General features: G+C 51.8%; 20 protein-coding genes. 9 read left to right on the forward strand and 11 right to left on the reverse strand.

Features of this window, described 5'->3' with window-relative positions:
* Positions 1–49 precede the first annotated feature (49 nt).
* On the reverse strand, positions 50–262 hold the full coding sequence (locus tag EDM56_RS16315) for a hypothetical protein (protein WP_122918935.1): 213 nt from the start codon (positions 260–262) through the stop codon (positions 50–52).
* Positions 249–1856: an FMN-binding glutamate synthase family protein gene (locus EDM56_RS16320; protein WP_122919210.1), complete on the reverse strand. Its 1608-nt coding sequence runs from the start codon at positions 1854–1856 to the stop codon at positions 249–251. Before EDM56_RS16320 ends, EDM56_RS16315 begins: the two co-directional genes overlap by 14 nt.
* 258 nt (positions 1857–2114) lie before the next feature.
* Between EDM56_RS16320 and EDM56_RS31890 the strand changes: the two genes are divergently transcribed.
* The 3 genes from EDM56_RS31890 to EDM56_RS16335 all read left to right on the forward strand — a co-directional run bounded on the left by EDM56_RS31890 (position 2115) and on the right by EDM56_RS16335 (position 4071).
* On the forward strand, positions 2115–2336 hold the full coding sequence (locus EDM56_RS31890) for a zinc ribbon domain-containing protein (protein ID WP_281274963.1): 222 nt from the start codon (positions 2115–2117) through the stop codon (positions 2334–2336).
* Positions 2337–2471: 135 nt separating this feature from the next.
* Positions 2472–3164, forward strand: a complete 693-nt coding sequence (locus tag EDM56_RS16330; protein ID WP_122919211.1) for a TerC family protein — start codon at positions 2472–2474, stop codon at positions 3162–3164.
* Between the two features lie 34 nt (positions 3165–3198).
* A complete protein-coding gene (locus EDM56_RS16335) occupies positions 3199–4071 on the forward strand; it encodes a LysR family transcriptional regulator (protein WP_122918937.1) in 873 nt (290 codons plus the stop codon).
* Positions 4072–4139: 68 nt separating this feature from the next.
* Here the strand turns inward: EDM56_RS16335 and sigJ are convergent, their stop codons facing one another.
* The 3 genes from sigJ to EDM56_RS16350 form a co-directional block, all read right to left on the reverse strand.
* Positions 4140–5003, reverse strand: coding sequence for an RNA polymerase sigma factor SigJ (gene sigJ, locus EDM56_RS16340; RefSeq protein WP_122918938.1), 864 nt, complete (start codon positions 5001–5003; stop codon positions 4140–4142).
* Between the two features lie 232 nt (positions 5004–5235).
* Positions 5236–5877, reverse strand: coding sequence for a peroxiredoxin-like family protein (locus tag EDM56_RS16345; RefSeq protein WP_122918939.1), 642 nt, complete (start codon positions 5875–5877; stop codon positions 5236–5238).
* 76 nt (positions 5878–5953) lie between these two features.
* A complete protein-coding gene (locus EDM56_RS16350; protein ID WP_122918940.1) occupies positions 5954–6619 on the reverse strand; it encodes an NAD(P)H-dependent oxidoreductase in 666 nt (221 codons plus the stop codon).
* Between the two features lie 234 nt (positions 6620–6853).
* Between EDM56_RS16350 and EDM56_RS16355 the strand changes: the two genes are divergently transcribed.
* From EDM56_RS16355 to EDM56_RS16380, 6 genes are all read left to right on the forward strand, one after another.
* Positions 6854–7936 carry an AbrB family transcriptional regulator gene (locus tag EDM56_RS16355; protein ID WP_246009411.1) on the forward strand — a complete coding sequence of 361 codons (1083 nt, stop codon included), beginning with the start codon at positions 6854–6856 and terminating at the stop codon, positions 7934–7936.
* 40 nt (positions 7937–7976) lie between these two features.
* A complete protein-coding gene (locus tag EDM56_RS16360; RefSeq protein WP_246009412.1) occupies positions 7977–9050 on the forward strand; it encodes an isocitrate/isopropylmalate dehydrogenase family protein in 1074 nt (357 codons plus the stop codon).
* A 185-nt stretch (positions 9051–9235) separates the two neighbouring features.
* A complete protein-coding gene (locus EDM56_RS16365; protein ID WP_122918942.1) occupies positions 9236–10294 on the forward strand; it encodes a Bug family tripartite tricarboxylate transporter substrate binding protein in 1059 nt (352 codons plus the stop codon).
* 38 nt (positions 10295–10332) lie between these two features.
* The gene (locus EDM56_RS16370) at positions 10333–10788 is read left to right on the forward strand and encodes a tripartite tricarboxylate transporter TctB family protein (protein ID WP_122918943.1); all 456 of its coding nucleotides are present in this window, start codon (positions 10333–10335) and stop codon (positions 10786–10788) included.
* A gap of 14 nt (positions 10789–10802) precedes the next feature.
* Positions 10803–12329, forward strand: a complete 1527-nt coding sequence (locus tag EDM56_RS16375) for a tripartite tricarboxylate transporter permease (RefSeq protein WP_122918944.1) — start codon at positions 10803–10805, stop codon at positions 12327–12329.
* A gap of 13 nt (positions 12330–12342) precedes the next feature.
* Positions 12343–13134 (forward strand): class I SAM-dependent methyltransferase, encoded by a 792-nt coding sequence (locus EDM56_RS16380; RefSeq protein WP_122918945.1) that lies wholly within the window; start codon positions 12343–12345, stop codon positions 13132–13134.
* On the opposite strand, the gene EDM56_RS16385 is transcribed toward EDM56_RS16380, so the two are convergent.
* The 6 genes from EDM56_RS16385 to EDM56_RS16410 all read right to left on the reverse strand — a co-directional run bounded on the left by EDM56_RS16385 (position 13131) and on the right by EDM56_RS16410 (position 18227).
* The gene (locus EDM56_RS16385) at positions 13131–13853 is read right to left on the reverse strand and encodes a response regulator (RefSeq protein WP_122918946.1); all 723 of its coding nucleotides are present in this window, start codon (positions 13851–13853) and stop codon (positions 13131–13133) included. The genes EDM56_RS16380 and EDM56_RS16385 overlap by 4 nt on opposite strands.
* 31 nt (positions 13854–13884) lie before the next feature.
* Positions 13885–15483 carry an ATP-binding protein gene (locus tag EDM56_RS16390; RefSeq protein WP_122918947.1) on the reverse strand — a complete coding sequence of 533 codons (1599 nt, stop codon included), beginning with the start codon at positions 15481–15483 and terminating at the stop codon, positions 13885–13887.
* 227 nt (positions 15484–15710) lie between these two features.
* Positions 15711–16127, reverse strand: a complete 417-nt coding sequence (gene psiE, locus EDM56_RS16395) for a phosphate-starvation-inducible protein PsiE (protein WP_122918948.1) — start codon at positions 16125–16127, stop codon at positions 15711–15713.
* Between the two features lie 266 nt (positions 16128–16393).
* The gene (locus EDM56_RS16400) at positions 16394–17620 is read right to left on the reverse strand and encodes an NAD(P)/FAD-dependent oxidoreductase (RefSeq protein ID WP_122918949.1); all 1227 of its coding nucleotides are present in this window, start codon (positions 17618–17620) and stop codon (positions 16394–16396) included.
* Positions 17617–17961, reverse strand: coding sequence for a (2Fe-2S)-binding protein (locus EDM56_RS16405; RefSeq protein WP_122918950.1), 345 nt, complete (start codon positions 17959–17961; stop codon positions 17617–17619). Before EDM56_RS16405 ends, EDM56_RS16400 begins: the two co-directional genes overlap by 4 nt.
* Positions 17958–18227: a (2Fe-2S)-binding protein gene (locus EDM56_RS16410; protein ID WP_122918951.1), complete on the reverse strand. Its 270-nt coding sequence runs from the start codon at positions 18225–18227 to the stop codon at positions 17958–17960. Before EDM56_RS16410 ends, EDM56_RS16405 begins: the two co-directional genes overlap by 4 nt.
* Between the last annotated feature and the right edge of the window lie 149 nt (positions 18228–18376).

An 18376-nucleotide genomic window follows, 5' to 3' on the forward strand; every position in this document is an offset into this window, starting at 1 on the left:
GGGAGTGTTGAAGCTGCACGGGATTTGGGAAAAAAGTGGCGCGCAGCCTTTACCATGCCCGCCAGGCGGAGCCAAAAAACGAAAACGTCTTTCGCGCCACAACTACTTCCTTGAGAAGCACCCGCCGCGCAGCGTGTGGCATTTGGGGCGCGGTTTTCGTTTTTTGACGGAGCCGGTCATCCCGGCCCCCAGCAGGCATGGTAACAGCGGAGCGCCAGTTTTTTCCCAAATCCCCGAACGACCAAACGTCACTCTCCCGCACCGAGCTCTTCTCCTTTTTTTGGCAACGGAAACAAATCACTCAAACGCTGCGTCCGTCCTAGCTCATCTTTGTAGAGCACATGATCCCGCGTGAAACGCTTCGGACTGTCAATGCCGGCCGCCGCCGCAAGCGCGAAAAGGGACGCGCGCATGCTGATGACATAATTCATAACACGCCACTTCTTTTCTTCCGGTAGAAGCGCATTCTGGTATTTCGGATCGGTGGTGGTGACACCCGCCGGGCAAGCGCCGGTGTGGCATTGGAGCGCCATGATGCAGCCGTTTGCCATCATGAAGCCGCGCGCTGAATTGACTGCATCCGCGCCAATGGCAAGAGCGATCGCCACCTTGTCGGGTGAAATCAGCTTTCCGGAAGCAAATATGGCAAATTTGTCGCGCACGCCATACTTGTGCGCCGTATCGACGAGTGTGATCAAGCCGGGGATGAGCGGTAAGCCCATCGAATCGGCCATCGATTTGTAGGTAGCCCCAGAGCCGCCCTCGCCGCCATCAACGGTTATAAAGTCCGGGAAGATATCCATTCTAACCATCGTTTGGAAAAAATGCTCCAGGCTGTCTTGCTGACCTACGACAATTTTAATCCCGACGGGCTTGCCGCCCGCATCCTGCAGGCTGCGGATGAAGGTGAGCGACTCTTCCGCATTTTTGAGAAACGCGAAGCGGTTGGGCGAGTTGATCGTTTTACCTACAGGTACTTTGCGAACCGCCGCGATTTTTGCACTCACTTTTGCGCCTTCCAGATGGCCGCCGCGAATTTTCGCGCCTTGGGCGAATTTCAGTTCGAACGCTTTGATGTGCGGTTCGCCCGCCTTCACCAGAAACTCATCGTAAGAAAAGTCTCCGTGTTCATCCCGGAATCCGAACAAGCCGGGTCCGATTTGGGAGACAACGTCGACGCCTGTCGCCAAATGCTCTTGTACGACCCCGCCTTCTCCGGTATTGATCCAGGACCCTCCCGCCATCTGTGCGCCTCCGCCGGTCGAGAGGATGTAGTTCTCGCCTACGGAACCGTAAGACGTGGCGGATGCGCCGAACATCCCGTTCACTTTCCACGGCTCTCGCTGGGTACGGCCGACGACCAGTGCATCCTCATCGGGATACAGCCAGCGCGGCGTCTGATCTGCCACGACTTTTTCCTTTCGGCTGAAAATACCCTCGTGTTCGATGATGAATTTTTTGGCATCGGCGTGCTCTTCATTCAATATCGACAATTCGTTGGTGAGTAACGGAAACATGCTATTCGCTATGTAATAGCCGGGTGAATCAAAGTCCCGTTTGGAGCCGAAGCCGATCAAATCACTCCGGTATTTGGCTGAGTAAACCAGGCCGATGAACTCATAGCGGGAAAACGGCTTGCCGGCGCGATCGTCATCGAACCAATACTGCCTGAATTCCGGTCCGAGCTTTTCCAGCAAATAACGCATCCAACCGAGTATCGGATGGGAGCGAATGATCGAATGGTGGGTTTTCCTTCCATTCGCACGCAGCACGAGGGCACCGACCAGCATGACGACGACAGCCAAAGCAATGATGACCGCTACGATCGAGATGATCACAACGGCAATTTCTTGCAGCATGAATCGTACCTCCTTGGCATCCTGCCAGATGGAATGCAGAGCATTTCAGATAAAGCGAAAAATGGAAAAATATGTTGTATACTGGTAAAAATCGACGCAGATTGATAGAGCCTTGCGCGGCTGCGTAGAGCGTTTCCGAGCGTCGGGAATCAGGGGAGCAGGAGGGATTGGATGCTGGATGTTTGCCAGATTTGCAAGGAAAGACTGGATCATAATATGCAATGCAGTTGCACGAGGCGAAAGGTTGTAACGACAATCAAGAACGATCAGAACAGCAAGACGAAAGGGTGCCCCAAGTGCGGGGGAAGCTCCGTGAGCATCTCGGAAATGTCGGCTACCGGCGGCATGCTTTCGCGTATGTTTGATGTGCAGCACCAGCAATTCGATGTGGTAAGCTGCGATCGTTGTGGCTACAGTGAGTTTTATAAAAGAAACAGCTCATTCGGCAAAAGTCTACTCGACTTATTCTTCAGCTAAGGTGGCCCCAGTGAGCGATTGTTAAAATAACGGAAACTGTCACTAATGATTTTTATTCATTTTATGCAAATAACCCCAAGCGCGAATAAAAAACACGTATCATAGCGATATCTTTCCTAGAAGGGGGACGCTATGATCAGTGATGTTCTGCTAAGCTTATTGCAAATTATCATCGTGAATCTCGTGTTGAGCGGCGACAATGCCATCGTAATTGCGCTTGCCTGTCGGAGGCTACCGCCGCACCTGCAGAAAAAGGCCGTGTTTTGGGGGAGCATCGGTGCGATTGTGCTGCGCATCATCCTCACGTTCGCAGCCGTATGGATGCTAAAAATTCCGTTTGTGCAAGTGATCGGCGGCGTTCTGCTTATCTCGATTGCGGTCAAGCTGTTGGCCGGGGAAGAGGAGCATGCCTCCATCAGCGGCGGATCGAACATGAAAGAAGCGATGAAGACGATCATTTTTGCCGACCTGGTGATGAGCCTGGACAACGTGATCGCGGTCGCTGGTGCTGCAAACGGCAATTTGGTATTGGTCATGATCGGACTTGCTATCAGCATTCCGCTGATCGTCTGGGGAAGCCAGCTTTTGATGAAGCTGATGAACCGGTTTCCGTTCATCGTCTTGGCCGGGGCCGCATTGCTTGGGTATACAGCTGGCGAAATGATCGTGGGGGACGCCTTCATTGCACGCTTTCTAGATTCGGTTCTGCCGCAGGCGCACGTTGTGGTGCCGATTGCGCTTGCCGTGATTGTTGTGGTGCTGGGCAAAATCAAGAAACAGAAAGCGGCGAAGCGCGAGGAGCAGAGCGAGGCTTCCGAAGCCGTATAAAAGCGATACAAGCGACAAAAGACGGAGGGTGCGGATGGAAAACCGGGACTGGCTGATTTTGCACGAGCTTTATCAGCACAATAACATAACGAAAGCTGCGCAAAGCCTATATCTTTCCCAGCCGGCCTTGACCAAGCGAATCCGTCAAATCGAAAAGGATTTCGGCATTCAGCTTGTGCATCGGGGAAGTCGTGGCGTCCAATTCACTCCGCAGGGAGAATATTTGGCCAAGTGTGCGGAGGATATGCTGATCCGGCTGCAGGCGATCAAGGATCATGTCGCCAGCATGGAGGATCGCGTGTCCGGAACGCTGCGCTTAGGCGTTTCCAGCTATTTCACCCGCTACAAATTGCCAGGGCTGCTCAAAGCGTTCAAAACGGCTTACCCGGATGTGGAGTTTCAGGTGATGACGGGCTGGAGCAAGGATGTGTACAAATTGGTGTACAACCACGAGGTGCACATCGGATTTGTCCGGGGTAACTACAGCTGGCGGGGCGGCAAGCATCTGCTGTTTGACGAAACCATTTGCGTTGTCTCGGCGGAGGAGATTTCGCTCGCCGACCTCCCGCATTTAGCACGGATCGATTACCAGACGGACGATTTGCTTAAGGCTGTCATCGAAAATTGGTGGACGGACAATTACACCCAGCCACCGCTCGTCGGCATGGAAGTGGACAAGGCCGAAACGTGCCGGGAGATGGTGGCGAGCGGATTGGGCTATGCGATTTTGCCGCGGTTCATTTTGAATGGAAACAACAATTTGCACACGATCGATCTCACCGATAGCAGCGGCGCGCCCATTTTGCGCAAGACGTGGATGTTTTACCACGAGGAATCACTTGATTTGAACGTCGTGAAGGCATTTGTTCAGTTTATCGAGCAGATGGAGATGGAAGGTTCCGTGTGAGTGCGAGCAATAATAGTGAAAGCGATGAGCCAGGCGAGGGTTCATCGCTTTTTTGTTTTACTCTCAAACTACACGAAATGCCCCAGCTTGTCGGGGTTCCGGACGATATATAGATTGTGGATGTTCCCTGCTTCGATGTGAAAGAGCACCACTGTATGGACCGCGCTATTTTCCGAACGAAGAAGTATGGCAGGCTCTCCATTGACTTGCCCCATTTCGAAAACCAATTCTTCCCCGATCAAAGCTGCTTTACGCAAACCACTGAGAAGGAAACGAGCTACCCGTTCACGCGAAGCAACCGGATTGACCGTAGCAGGCACTTTGCCACCACCATCGGCAACGAGAACGACATCCTGATCCAGCAACGATAAAAGTTGATTCATATTCCCTTTCTTTAGCGCTCCCAGAAATCCCTGAACCCATTCCTGGCTCTCAGTATGGATAAGTATTGGTTCATCGGATATCCGTCCCATCTTTGCACTCGCACGGCTGAACAATTTGCGGCAGCTCACTTCACTTTTGTCCATGAGCTTGGCGATCTCGTTGTAATCGAAGCCTAGCGCCTCGCGGAGGACGAACACGACCCGCTCGGAGGTCGTCAGCTTCTCGAGCAGTACAAGCATTCCGTACGATAGGAGATCATCTCTCTCAAATGCTTCCATTGAATCGTCCTTCAACGTAAGAAAAGGCTCTGGAAGCCACTCTCCGAAATAGTGCTCCCTTTTCTTTCGTGCTGCTTTCATCATATCCTTACAGCGATTGGTGACCATTTTGCAAAGATAAGCCTTCGGCTCATCCAGTCGCTCTGGCGGAACGCTATGCACTTTAACGAAAACATCTTGCACTGCGTCCTCTGCATCGGAAACAGATCCTGTCAATTGATAAGCAAGTTTGAACAACAGCTTCTTGTACTGCTTGTAAAGATCCTGCATCGACTTGCTCCTTCCGTAACTGATTTTCTACCTTCACCTTAAGGGAGTTAGGACATTCAAACAAGAGTACAACGGGAGCCAGGTAAGGTAGCTTAGATTTAAAAAATGTCACAGGATTTCAGGAGTAGTCTTTCTAAACACATTAAAGAAGGGGCAGTCCCACGTCATTTTTGATGACTTTTTGGACAGTCCCTTCTCTCATAATCCGAGCCTTCACGTTGCTATGCTTCACTTAGAGCTTCTTCAATTGATCGATGATCTCCTGGGGCTCCATCCGATTCATGAAGTCCGGAGTGACGTGCGCGCAACGGATGATCCCTTCTTTATCGATAATAAACGTCGCCGTAACCGGCAAAATCCAGCGATTGGTTTTGTTGACCGCGGTGAGATCTAAACCGAAATTTGTGAAGGCGTCCTGTAGATAATCGGGTAATTCATACAGGATTCGGTAGCTTTCAGCGACATGGCCGTTCAAATCGCTAAGAACCTGGAAAGTCAGCTCCTCCTTCTCCTTATGTGATAGTGAATTATCGGGGCTTTGCAGAGAAACGGCAATCAGTTGGCCACCAAGCTTCTCAATATCCGGTAGCAATTGTTGATAAGCCCGGAGCTGGATATTGCAGAACGGGCACCAGCTGCCTCGGTAAAAGGACAGAACAACCGGCCCTTTCTCGAGTTCGTCATGTAGATTCACTTGCTCACCGAGCGGATTGGCCAGTGTAAAATTTGGAGCCATGTCTCCTTCCTTTAAACCGAAAACAATACCGGACTCCTGTAGCTCCTTTATTTGCCGAAAAACCTGCAATCGTACCTCTTCAGGTGCTTTGTTGATAAAAACTTCCTTCGCTTGATCCAATATTTCTTTCATCGCCATTTTGTAACACTCCTTTTACATAAATGAAATGAGTTGGAGTAACGAATTATGTTCTCTGATACGCTGAACGATCCGTTTATCGCCATTCAAGAATCTCTTCGAGATTTTGCCTAGCTTTTGGACGTACGGGATCCTCTTGCCGATATCCGAAAGCGACCATGCAGGCTACACCGAAATCGTTGGCGTTCATGATCCCCTCATTTTGTAAAATAGAGGTCACCTGCTTTCTATCAAAACCTTCGATTGGACAGGAATCAATGCCGATTTGAGCTGCGGCTGTCATCATGTTCCCCAATGCGATATAGGTTTGTTTGCTCGCCCATTCAAATAGGAGACGGTCGTTATCTTCCAGTTCGGTCTCGATGAAGGCTTTATAGAATCCGGAAACACGCTCCACTACTTCATCAGGCATATGATGAATGTCTTTCATCATTTTGATCACATGAGCCGAATCATGCCTCAAGTCTTGTCTGGCCAATATAACGACAAAATGGCTGGCAGTAGGCAGTTGTCCCTGGGCACCTCCCGTAACAGGAATTAATTTTTCGCGAAGCGCTGCATCCTGGATCACGACAAATTTCCAAGGCTCGAGACCAACCGAACTTGGCGACAATCTTCCTGTCTCCAAAATAAAGTGAAAATCTTCATCCGAAATCTTTTTGCTGGTGTCAAATGCCCTACAAGCATGTCTGAACTGGTACGCATGTAAAATTTCTTGTTTCTTACTCTCCGTTCTTATCATGTGGAATCAACCTTCCTTTGTTGTTTTTTACGTTTTGCACATATAACGACGCAAGGCTCCGGTTTGTGACATCGGAAACGAACGAATAAGAAAAACAGCCCTGCCATTCCTTTTCGTTATGGATTTCAATGAAGAATCGATATTTTTCAATCAGGCTAATCTGCTCTACACTTTGCATATGGCAGAAGGACTGCAAAACAATCGATTATGTCAGAAGCAACAGAGGTATTCACAATGCTTATACGTGTAGGTAAGGCACTTCTCATCGCGGTGGTCGGCGGGACAATTTGCTCGCTCGTTCACTCGCCGCTTCCCTGGCTGTTAGGGCCTTTGATTATGAGTGTGGTCTGCAAGTTTTTTGGAATGAAAGAAGTTTCGGTGCCGGCATGGTTTCGCAAAGTTGGTCTGATCGTCGTCGGCGTCACGCTTGGCATGCGCATCACTCCGGAAATTTGGCAGACGATGGCAAACCATCTGGGACTGATGCTGATCGGTACCATTATTACGATATTGTTTGGCGTGCTGAATGCATGGATTGTTTACCGGTTTGAAAAGGTTGATGTGGTGACCGCCATTTTCAGTAACATCCCGGGGGGCTTGACGGAAATGGTCACGATCGGCCAAACCATGGGAGGAAACCTGCAAATCATCTCGATGTTTCATTCGATCCGGGTGGTCATCATCGTTTGTTTTACGCCTTATTTCGTCCGTTTGCTGACCGCGTCTTCATCCGGAGTGTCAACTGGAATACAGGGAGGAGCGGTTGTGGGTGTCCTGACGACGCTCGGGCTGCTTTCCATCGGCGCCATCGGTGCGCTGTTGGTGTCAAAAGCCCGCGTTCCTGCGCCCTTTCTGCTAGGGTCCCTGCTGTTCGCAGCAGCGGCTTGCCTCGCGTTTTCTATCGGACAGGGAGGCGCAACACTTGCCAAGCCTGTCGTCAATTTCGCGCAAGCAGCCATCGGCTTGAGCATCGGGCTCGAATTCAGAAGGGATGATCTGGTGAAGCATCGCCGCTTCTTTTTTCTTGGGATGGCGCATTCGCTGTTACTATTCGTACTCAGCCTCACGCTGGCGTTTGTGCTTCCTTACGTGTCCGATATCGAGCTGATCGCGAGCGTGCTGGGGACAGCACCGGGTGGAATTGCGGAAATGAGCCTGACAGCGCTGATGACCGGCGCCGATCCGCTTTTGGTCACGGCGTTCCAGTTATTCCGCGTCTTGTTTATCGTAACGGTCTTCTCATTTTTGATCCGGGCATTCGTCAAACGAATCGAAGCCAAGTCGCCGGGGACGATTGAAAAAACGTATCCTGCGTAACACACAGTGCAATTCGAAAACAACAATCGGGGGAATATCAATGGGAATGTATCAAATAGCAGTGATGGAAGGGGACGGCATCGGACCGGAGATCGTGAAGGAAACGGTGAAGGTGCTGCAAGCGGTCCAATCGCTCGCAGGCGACTTGCAGCTGGAGCTGCGCTGGCTGCCTGTAGGCTTGCAGGCATACGAAACGCACGGCTCGACTCTCCCGGCCGAAACATTGGAAGGCTTGCGTCAATGCCATGCTGGCATACTCGGTCCAGTAACGACCCATGTGTATGACACGGAAGCGGACATGGTCAATCCGAGCGGCATGCTGCGCAAGACGTTCGATCTGTACGCCAACATCCGACCGGCGAAAAGCTTTCCCGGCGTAACGAGCCGCTATGACAACGTCGACATGGTGATCGTGCGGGAAAATACAGAGGGGATGTATGCGGATCGCAATCTTTTTGCGGGGCAAGGCGAATTCATGCCTGACCCCGATACGGTGCTCTCGCTGCGGGTCGTGACCCGAAAAGCATCCGAGCGGCTGGCAAAAGTCGGGTTTGAACTGGCAAAAACGCGCCAGCAATCACTTGCGGTCGTCCATAAAAAGAATGTGCTGCGAAAAGGCTGCGGACTTTTTTATGATAGCTGCCTCGAGGTGGGCAAAGCCTATGAGGAGGTCGCGATTCGCGATTACCATGTCGATGCGTTCGCACTCTATCTGGTTCAAAAGCCGGAAGCGTTCGATGTTGTCGTGACGACGAACATGTTCGGCGATATTCTCTCTGACCAGGCGGCAGGGTTGGTCGGAGGCTTGGGGCTCGCACCCGGCTTGAATCTGGGTGATCAGTTCATGATCGCCCAAGCCACACACGGCTCCGCACCGGAAATCGCCGGTAAAAATATCGCCAATCCGGTCGCTGAAATATTGTCCGCCGCTTTGATGCTGGAGTGGCTCGGTATCCGCAATCAGGACGCCAGCGCGGAGCGGGCAGCCGCGCTCATCCGTCGCGGAGTGGAGCGTACCCTGCGAGAAGGAAACAAAACGCAGGATATTCACGGCTCACTCACAACGTCGGAATACGGCGATGCGCTGGTGCAAGCGATCGAGCAATTACAATAGCCCCTATAGGACACAAAAGCGCCTATGCTTTTTCTGTAGGCGCTTTTCGGCGTGAAAAAAATGAAAAATATCGGAGTAATAGCGTTTATTCGAATTATTTGAATAATATTTGTCGATCAAAAATCCAATGCTATGATGTCCCTAGTTGTAATCGCTATCATTTTTCATTCCAAGGGGGCAAACAAATGAAGATGAAATCTACGAAACACAAATGGGTGACATTGGTATTGTCCGGGTTGATGGCTGTGGGCTTGACCGCCTGTGGAGGAGGCGGGAATGCTTCCGCACCGGCATCATCGTCTGAGAAACCACAGGAGCAGGCAGCTTCCGCTTATCCGGAAAAACCGATCTCGATCATCGCACCGTCGGGAGCTGGTGGTGGTCTGGATAAAACAGCACGTTCGCTGACAAAGATTCTCCAGCAGACCAATCTGGTAACCAAAACCATGACGGTCGAAAACAAGCCGGGCGGCGGGCAATCGGTAGGACTGGCCGATTTCGTGACGCAGGATACGAAAAACTCCTACAAGCTATTGCTTCCGTCCACGCCGATCGTGATCAACCATTTGAAAAAAGACGGAAACAGTCCGTTCTCGCACAACGACATGACGCCGCTCGCACAGCTGACAAAGGATTACGGGGCTATCGTCGTACGGGCTGACTCCAAATACAAAGATTTGCAGTCGCTGTTTAATGATTTGAAAGCGGATCCAAGCAAATTTACCATTGCCGGCGGTTCCGCTCCTGGCTCGCTCGACCATCTGACCATCATGATGCCAGCGGTTAAAGCGGGCATCGATCCGAAAAAAATCAAATATATTTCCTATGACGGCGGTGGTGAGGCGATCGCGGCACTGCTCGGAGGAAACGCCGATGTGCTGGCGACCGACGTATCCGGCTCGGGTGAATTCGTAAAAGCAGGGAAAATCCGCGTGCTGGCCGTATCCTCGCCTGAACGTTTGACAGGATTGTTCCAAGAAACACCAACGTATAAAGAAGCGGGGTATGATACCGAATTGGTGAACTGGAGAGGCGTGTTCGGACCAAAAGACATGTCGTCTGATGCGATTGCCTTTTGGCAGGACAAATTGAAGGCACTCAGCCAAACGGATGAATGGAAGCAGGAGCTTGCCGCAAACAGCTGGGATGACGGCTACAAAAATGCGGACGATTTCAAAAAATATTTGGATGAGCAAGAGAAGATGTTTAAAGACATTTTGACACAGCTGGGCATGCAGAAATAGCTCACGTACAAAGGAGCGGGGATAGGGAGGAAACATCTGTGAGCAAAACCTTTGATCGCTACGCGAGCTTGGCTTTTCTGGCAATCGGCATCCTGTTTGTCGTCGGCAGCCGATCCATTTCCGCAAGTGCCTATGGGAGCGAGGTCGGACCGGACATTTTTCCACTGGGGCTGGGCAGCCTGCTCGTCTTGCTAAGCTTGCGTCTCTTTTATGAAACATTTCGCTATCGTAACGTGCAAAAAGAGAAGGGCACCTTGGACTACAAACGTTTTCTCATCATCCTAGTTGCAGCCATTTTTTACGCCCTGCTGCTGGAGGAAATCGGGTACATCATCAGCACCTTCCTGTTTCTGACGATCGGTTTCCAAACGATGCAAAAAGGGAAGTGGCTGTCCACTCTCTTGATTGCCGGTGCTTTTTCCATCGGGATTTATCTCATCTATGTCAAACTTCTGGAAGGCAGCCTGCCGGGATTACCCGGCTGGCTCGGCTAAGGAGGAGGTAGGAAATGGACTCTTTTCATTATTTAATGAACGGGTTTGCCACGGCGCTGCAATGGCAAAATATCATCTTTGCCTTTGTTGGCGTGCTGATCGGAACAGTTGTCGGCGTCCTGCCAGGCATCGGGCCAATCAGCGGGGTCGCGCTGCTGATCCCTGTAACCGCTTCACTCACGAGTGGACTCCCGCCGGAAGCAGCGGCCACAAGCTCGATTATCCTGTTGGCCGGCGTGTATTACGGCGCGATGTACGGGGGCTCGACCACGTCGATTTTGCTAAACACGCCGGGGGAATCCTCGTCGGTCGTCACCGTTTTGGACGGCTATCCGATGGCCAAGCAAGGAAGGGCTGGTTCAGCGCTGGCGATCGCGGCGATTGGGTCATTCGTTGCCGGTGTCGTCTCGCTCATCGGTCTGGTTTTCCTGGCGCAGCCATTGTCCGATGTCGCCTTAAAGCTCAGTCCGGCGGACGAGTTTTCCTTGATGATTCTAGGTTTGTGCGCATTGAGCGGATTGGCAGGCAAGTCGATCACCAAGGCGCTCATTATGACCGCATTCGGTTTGCTCTTGGCCACGATCGGGATGGACAGCGTATCCGGTGTTGCGCGTTTTACGTTCGATTTTCCCCAGCTGTATTCGGGGCTGGAGTTTTTGACGATCGCCGTCGGGGTGTTTGCCCTCGGTGAAGTATGGAAAACCATTTTGGAAAAAGAGGGGAACGACGGAGAGATCGCCAAGATCACCCGCATTCTCCCGACAAAGCAAGACTTGAAGGACAGCGTCGGCCCGATTCTCCGCGGCTCACTGGTCGGCTTCTTTAAAGGGATCGTTCCAGGATCAGGCGCAACGCTGGCTTCCTTTTTGGCCTATTTGCTGGAGAAAAAAATTAGCAAAAATCCCGAGAAGTTCGGGAAAGGCGCGATCGAGGGCGTAGCCGCACCGGAATCTGCCAATAATGCTGCTTCCGGAGGCGCGATGATCCCGCTATTGACGCTCGGGATTCCGGGCACAGGGACGACCGCGGTTCTGATGGGGGCGCTGATCATGTACAACGTTCAGCCAGGTCCGCTTCTATTTGAGGAGCATCCATCGATTGCGTGGGGGTTGATCGCCAGCATGTTCATCGGAAACGTCATGCTGCTCATTCTCAACATGCCGCTCGTCCGCGTTTTTGCGAAACTGATCGAGACTCCGCCAAAGTACTTGATTCCGATGATTGTCGCCATTTCCTTTTTCGGCGTGTATGCCGTGCGCGTCTCTGTGTTTGATCTGCTTCTGTTGATCGGTTGCGGCGTAGTCGGCTATTTCCTGAACAAAAATGATTTCCCGCTTGCACCGCTCGTACTTGGCTTGGTTCTCGGGCCGATGATTGAAAACAACATGCGCAGGGCGTTGACAACCTCAAATGGCGATTTTATGATTTTCTTGCAAAAGCCAGTGTCGTTGGTTTTCCTCGTGATTGCCGTGCTGTGGATTACGATTCCGCTCTTGATGAAGCTGAGAGGGAAGAAAGTGATCGTAAACGTGGAAGGATAGCGAAAAGAGGGGGATGCAGATGAATGGCGATGTAAAAAAGACGGTAAAGGAGCAGTTTGGCCAGCATGCCGAGAAGTATGTGGTCAGTGAGACACATGCCAAAGCGGATGATTTGCAAGAGCTGGTAACGTGGCTAGATCCTAGACCGAATTGGCGATTTCTCGATATCGCCACGGGCGGAGGGCATGTCACGAAGGCGGTTTCGCCCCATGTTGCACTGGTATTTGCCACCGACCTGACCCGACCGATGCTTGCGGCGGCCAAACGGCATTTGGATGCGCATTGCGAGAACGTGCATTATCTGGTCGCTGATGCCGAAGATCTGCCTTTTTTGGATGAATCCTTCGATGCGGTGGCAAGCCGAATCGCGCCGCATCATTTCCCCAATCCGGAGGCGTTCGTACGCGAAGTGAATCGGGTGCTGAAGCCTGGCGGGAAGTTTTTGCTGATTGATAACATCGCACCTGAAGATGAAGCGCTTGATCGATTCGTCAATACGCTTGAGAAGCTGAGGGACAAAAGTCACGTGAGAAGCTACTCGATTCGCGAATGGCGCGCATGGATCGAATCGACATCACTAGAGGAGCAGCGATCTGCCACCCGGAAAAAAACGTTCACGTATGCAACGTGGGTAAGGCGCACTACCGAATCGGAAGAAGAGGTGCGGCGTGTAACGGACCATGTCACAGGGGCTGACGAAGCAGTACGGGCATACTTCGCCGTGAAGCAGGAAGGCGATGAGATCGTCTCACTGGCTGTAGATGAATGGATGGCACTATTTGAAAAGAAGGCAGCGATTCGCTAGCCTTCTTTTTTCGTTTGCAGAGATTTGTATTTACGTTCGGGGCGACCGACGGTACCGTAGACGGTCTCCACTTCTAGCTCGTCGATCGAGGCCAAAAATTCCAAATATCTGCGGACCGTGGAATGGCTCATCCCGATGAGCGTCGCCAGCTCGTCCGCGTTTACGCTATTTGTCGTCGCGCGCATTTTTTCGCGAATCAGCTTCAACGTGTGCCGATCGATTCCTTTTGGGTATTGCACAGCTGCTTCCGCCGATTTCGGCGATGCCGCATGATGGTGGGCAGAGGTGAAAAGCAAATCGATATCCGTCTGGTTCATGAACGGATTGTGCTCAAGGTGGCGCCTTGTCTGAAGGTAGTGATCAAGCGTGGAGAAAAACTTGTCCACGAGAATCGGCTTGATCATGTAGCTGAAGGCACCACCTCGAATCGCCTCCCCGACGGTGGCGACATCATTCGCCGCGGTGATCAGGATGACATCGATTCCGCGAAAGCTCTTCCGGACCTCCCGCAGCAGATCGATCCCGTTCATATCGGGCAAGAACACGTCCAGCAAAATAAGGTCCGGCGTGAACACGTTCAGCAATTGTAAGGCATGTTTTCCCGTGGCTGCCGTTGCGACCACCTCGAAGCGGTCCAGCTTGGCGGTAAACTGCTCATAGATTTTGGCAGCGATCTCGTCATCTTCTACAATCATGATGCGAATAGGTTTTTCTGACAAACGAAGCACCCCCGGTAGCAGTATCTTCTCTTTATTGTTTTGGAATGACGATGGTGAAACGTGACCCGCCGAGTTGGCTTTTCGCTAAAAAAATCTGGCCATGAAGCTGTTCGATGGCATTTTTGACGATTGCAAGGCCAAGGCCACGATTATCACCTGGCTTGGTGCTGACACCGCTTTCAAACACTTTTGCCTCCAAGTCTTTCGGAATTCCTGGCCCGTTGTCCTCGATTTCAAAGATCAGGTCGCGTCCGACATCGGTAAAGGAGACGCGCACGGCGGCGGCTGTCCCGTGTAAATCAAGGGAGGCCTCCAGCGCGTTGTCAATGACATTGCCGAGGATACTGACGAGAGCTTTGGCATTGATCATGTGCGGGATATCGGTCAGGCTGCTGTCCGGATCGATGTCGAGAGTGACCTTCAGCTCTTTGGAGCGGTTGATTTTGCCGAGCAGGCATGCCGCGATATACGGCTCACTGACGGAGGACATGAGGAACGCAATCACATCCTGGCGTTCTTTCACCTCATCCGAGATCAACTCGATGACCTTGTCATATTCCTTTAGCACCAACAAGCCGTAAATGGTATTCAAGCGGTTCAAATATTCATGATTTTGCGCCCGCATATTGTCCGAAAACGAACTGATCCGCATCAGTTCAGTATTCAGCTGCTCAATTTCCGATTCCGGGCGGAAGGTGATCACGACGCCTTTGATCTGGTTTTCTTTTAAGATCGGGGACGAATCAATGACAAAAATCTCGTGGCCGAGCAAGATTTTTTGGTGAATAACCTCTTCCTGCATATTCTGCGTAATGCCTTGAATCGTTTCGGCGACGCGAGGATTTTGAATCTTGGCACCGACTCTCACATCATCCTCAAGCAGCTCGCGCGCCCGCTTGTTCATCGAGATGACACGGCCTTCCATATCAACTGCCACGATGGCGTCGCGGATCGATTCGAGAATCGCTTCCTTCTCGGTAAAAAGGAAAGAGATCTCTTCCGGCTCCAGGCCGAAGATCAGCTTTTTGACGCGCCGTGCGATGAGATAGGCACCGACGATTCCACAGAGGAAGACCAGCAGCAAAAGCCGCAAAATATCGTCGCGATACTCGCCGATCCGTCTTTCGACCTCGTCCATCACATACCCGACGGACGAAACGCCGATCAATTCGCCTTTTTTGTTATAGATGGGCGTTTTCGCTTTGATCGCGGGGCCCGAAATGCCGGAACCCCGGTAAATGATCGATTTGTTTTCATAAAAGACGGGCGCATTGCTCGTCCCCATTTTCTGGCCGATATTGTGCGGATCGTAGTGGGAATAGCGGATTCCATCCCGGTTCCCGATGACGACATAGCTTGATCCTGTAGCGATGCGGATGCTTTCGGCGATCGGCTGAATGACCTTGGACGGATCTTCATCATCGAACGCCTCGATGATGCGCTCGTTCATGGCGGCTAATTTTGCGACCGTCATCGCCTGATTTCCGAGGTAACGGTCCAAAATGTCGTCGACGATGAGCGTGAACAAATAATTGCCGACGAACATGCTGATCAAGATCACGACAGAAATGAGCAAAACCATTTGTGTCAGCAGATTGATGCGCATGTTTTTGAAGCGGAGGAGTTTCATGAGGTCACCTCAGTATCCATCTGGCTGTATCGTGAAAAAATGAGAACCCTTTCATTATAAAGGTTTACACCGATTCTGTAATGGTTTCTGGCAGTTTTACATGCAGGTGGATGTATCCAGTAGAGATTGAAAGTGACGTAGAGGAAGAAAAAAAGGCCGCTTGCCGGAGGTGCGCCGGAAAGCAGCCGCCAATCGAAGGTGCTGCGTGGAGATGAGCATGTGCCAAGTTATGGTCGCTCGCGCGGTGTTTTGTTGATGATGTAGTAGCTGACGATCAAGGTGAGGATGACACCGGCATAGAGGAGCGTGTTGACCGGATTGTTGTGATCGACAATAATAATGCGAATCATCGCTGTTATCCCGATGTACAAAAAATAGCGCAGCGGAAAGTGGTAGTTGTCGCGAAAATATTTGACGATCATCGAGATGAACTCAAAGTAGAGGAAGAAGACCAAAATTTCCTCCAGAAAGTAGTGGATGTCCGTTTCCTTGACCAGGATGACCACGCTGAAATGTATCAGCTCTCGGACCAGCAGAACGCTCAACATGGTTCCAAGCAAAATCAGCGAACCGTTGAGCACGAATTGCAGTGTACCAGGAATCGAGAAGGTACGAGGAAGCTGTTTACTCGTTTTTGTCAGCATAAGAACACCCCATTGCACGTTGAAATTGGATTGATGGAAAGATTATGAAGATTTCGTGTTATCAACTATAGCACAGGGCGAAACATAAAGTAAAACACATTCGATCTATTGTGACATACTTTTTACGTTTTTCATTAATTTTTCACAATTTCTCCACGATTTTCATTTGTTTTCAATGCGGGAGAAACGCGAAAAACCATTCCTCGCTGCCGCGCATGTTCTTGTTGGCGGCGGGTGGAATGGTTTCGTGGGTGGAATCGGTTGGTTCAAGCCATTGCACTGATCTGCTGCAAATGCGCAGCATACAGGGAGGCGATGCAGCGGCGTCCCTCCTGAATGTGCGGATGGAACTGGATCGTGGCCTGCGCCCGCACCTGTTCTACCTGTTGGATCGCCCTTGCCAGCTCATCATTCAATGTGCCCGCTCTGTGGCCATGTACATTGGCGATGCTCAAGCCTGCGACATATCCTTGCGCTTTTGCTACTTTGGCGCTCTCGATGCCTGTGATGTTGCCTGCGGCATATAGTCCGTTGAGCGGAGTTTGCATCTGTTCATTATGCAGCGGCACATGCCCCCCGAGCTCTGGAATGTATGCGAACGGACAGCCGGCTACCGCAGCGAGCTCCGCTAACGGATAAAGCCCTCCGGCTATACAGACGAAGTCGGCTGGAATGATCCGGTCAGAACCAGGAACCGGCGTGCCGTTGGGGGTAATTCGCGCAATCCGCACGCCCTCTACTTGAGTGGAGCCGATGATTTCCAGCGCAGCTGTTCGCAGCTGGATCGGGATGCCCCACATTTTAACCCCTTGCGGCGGAAAAAAGCGGACGCCCAGTTGCTGCATGCCAGCACTCTGCATCAGCCTGCTGCCTAGGCGGATTAAAGGGGAAGGGGCGAGATGTGAGACTCGCAAAAGCGATTGCATGACATGCGCGGGATCGGCAGGGTGCTTGTTCACGTCATTTACCGGCGGGAGCACCATGCGATCCACATGGATGCCGGCCAGCTGCAGCTCGCGTGTGATCGCGACGGAGAGAATATTCACGCCGATGATGACGCCGCGCGCCCCGACGCGGACACGCTGCACATTGGTCATGACTTGAGCAGCACCGATGGACATCACGCCCGGCAGCGTCCAGCCGGGTAGCGGAACAGCGGTTTCCGCAGCGCCTGTCGCCAGCAGCACGGCGGGAGCATCGAGAATCCCGTCTGTCGTGGAGACACGCCAGCCGTTCAACGTCTTCTGCAGATCGTAAACGGATGTACCCAACGAAAGTGAAACGCCAGCTGCCTTTGCTTCTGCGACCAGCTTTTCGGCTTCCTCGATCCCGTTCCACCATTCGCCATCCGGCTCCTGATGCAGCTGTCCGAGCAATCTGCCACCCGGTTTGACGAATTCGTCGATAACCCGTACCGATACACCTTGTTTGGTGGCGGCGATGGCAGCAGCCAATCCTGCGGGGCCGGCTCCGATGATGATACATTCACTCATGCGTGGTTCCCTCCTTTTTTCAAAGGGGACGAAAATGGCTTACCCGAGATGACTTCCATCATGTCCTCAACAAGCGTCAGACAGGCGCGTGTACCTTGCTTGCCATTAACGGTTACACGGCACTCAAAGCAATGGCCGATGTTGCAGTAAAATCCCCGCGGCGTTCCTTTCTCCTCCTGCAGACGAAGGGTGCGCACGCCGTTCGCAAGCAAGGCGGCGGCGACGGTTTCCCCTTCTTTTGCTTCATATATCATTTCATCGAACCGAAAGCGGATCGTTTTTCTTGGCGGCAGCGTGCCTAAAACAGGATGATGTTCGATACGTGCGTTGTGTGGGTTCATCGGTTTCCTCCGAGCAGATCGAATGGTATGGGGCGAACGGGCGGCTGATAGCCGAGCGGTACGGAATGGGATGGCGTTTGCCCGCTACTCTGGTGGGCGATCGCATCGACAAGGGTACGGCAGGTGCGTCCGCCGCAATAGCCCATTCCTGCCCGAGTCCGCAGCTTCAGCTCGCGCGACGAGCATTGGTAGGCGTTGGCAACTGCAACCAATTCACCCAAGGTCACTTCTTCACAGCGGCACACGATTGTTTTCGATTGGTCCATGTGGTATCTCCCCCTTGTACTGTGTTTTAATGCAACTCCTATGCCGCACTCATTTTCTTGCTGGAAAGCGTTGCGATGTCTAAAAGAGCATACAGTGAAAAATCCAGGTGTATAAACGCTGAGAAAGTGTCTTGTGTTTTGGACATGAA

This window comes from Brevibacillus fluminis (assembly GCF_003710825.1).
Lineage (GTDB): Bacteria > Bacillota > Bacilli > Brevibacillales > Brevibacillaceae > Brevibacillus_D > Brevibacillus_D fluminis.

Coding starts and splice junctions, on each gene's coding strand:
- EDM56_RS16335 (WP_122918937.1), top strand. CDS start 3,199: ATGGAAAACCGGGACTGGCTGATTTTGCACGAGCTTTATCAGCACAAT.
- sigJ (WP_122918938.1), bottom strand. CDS start 5,003: ATGCAGGATCTTTACAAGCAGTACAAGAAGCTGTTGTTCAAACTTGCT.
- EDM56_RS16345 (WP_122918939.1), bottom strand. CDS start 5,877: ATGGCGATGAAAGAAATATTGGATCAAGCGAAGGAAGTTTTTATCAAC.
- EDM56_RS16350 (WP_122918940.1), bottom strand. CDS start 6,619: ATGATAAGAACGGAGAGTAAGAAACAAGAAATTTTACATGCGTACCAG.
- EDM56_RS16355 (WP_246009411.1), top strand. CDS start 6,854: ATGCTTATACGTGTAGGTAAGGCACTTCTCATCGCGGTGGTCGGCGGG.
- EDM56_RS16360 (WP_246009412.1), top strand. CDS start 7,977: ATGGGAATGTATCAAATAGCAGTGATGGAAGGGGACGGCATCGGACCG.
- EDM56_RS16365 (WP_122918942.1), top strand. CDS start 9,236: ATGAAGATGAAATCTACGAAACACAAATGGGTGACATTGGTATTGTCC.
- EDM56_RS16375 (WP_122918944.1), top strand. CDS start 10,803: ATGGACTCTTTTCATTATTTAATGAACGGGTTTGCCACGGCGCTGCAA.
- EDM56_RS16380 (WP_122918945.1), top strand. CDS start 12,343: ATGCAGATGAATGGCGATGTAAAAAAGACGGTAAAGGAGCAGTTTGGC.
- EDM56_RS16390 (WP_122918947.1), bottom strand. CDS start 15,483: ATGAAACTCCTCCGCTTCAAAAACATGCGCATCAATCTGCTGACACAA.
- psiE (WP_122918948.1), bottom strand. CDS start 16,127: ATGCTGACAAAAACGAGTAAACAGCTTCCTCGTACCTTCTCGATTCCT.
- EDM56_RS16400 (WP_122918949.1), bottom strand. CDS start 17,620: ATGAGTGAATGTATCATCATCGGAGCCGGCCCCGCAGGATTGGCTGCT.
- EDM56_RS16405 (WP_122918950.1), bottom strand. CDS start 17,961: ATGAACCCACACAACGCACGTATCGAACATCATCCTGTTTTAGGCACG.
- EDM56_RS16410 (WP_122918951.1), bottom strand. CDS start 18,227: ATGGACCAATCGAAAACAATCGTGTGCCGCTGTGAAGAAGTGACCTTG.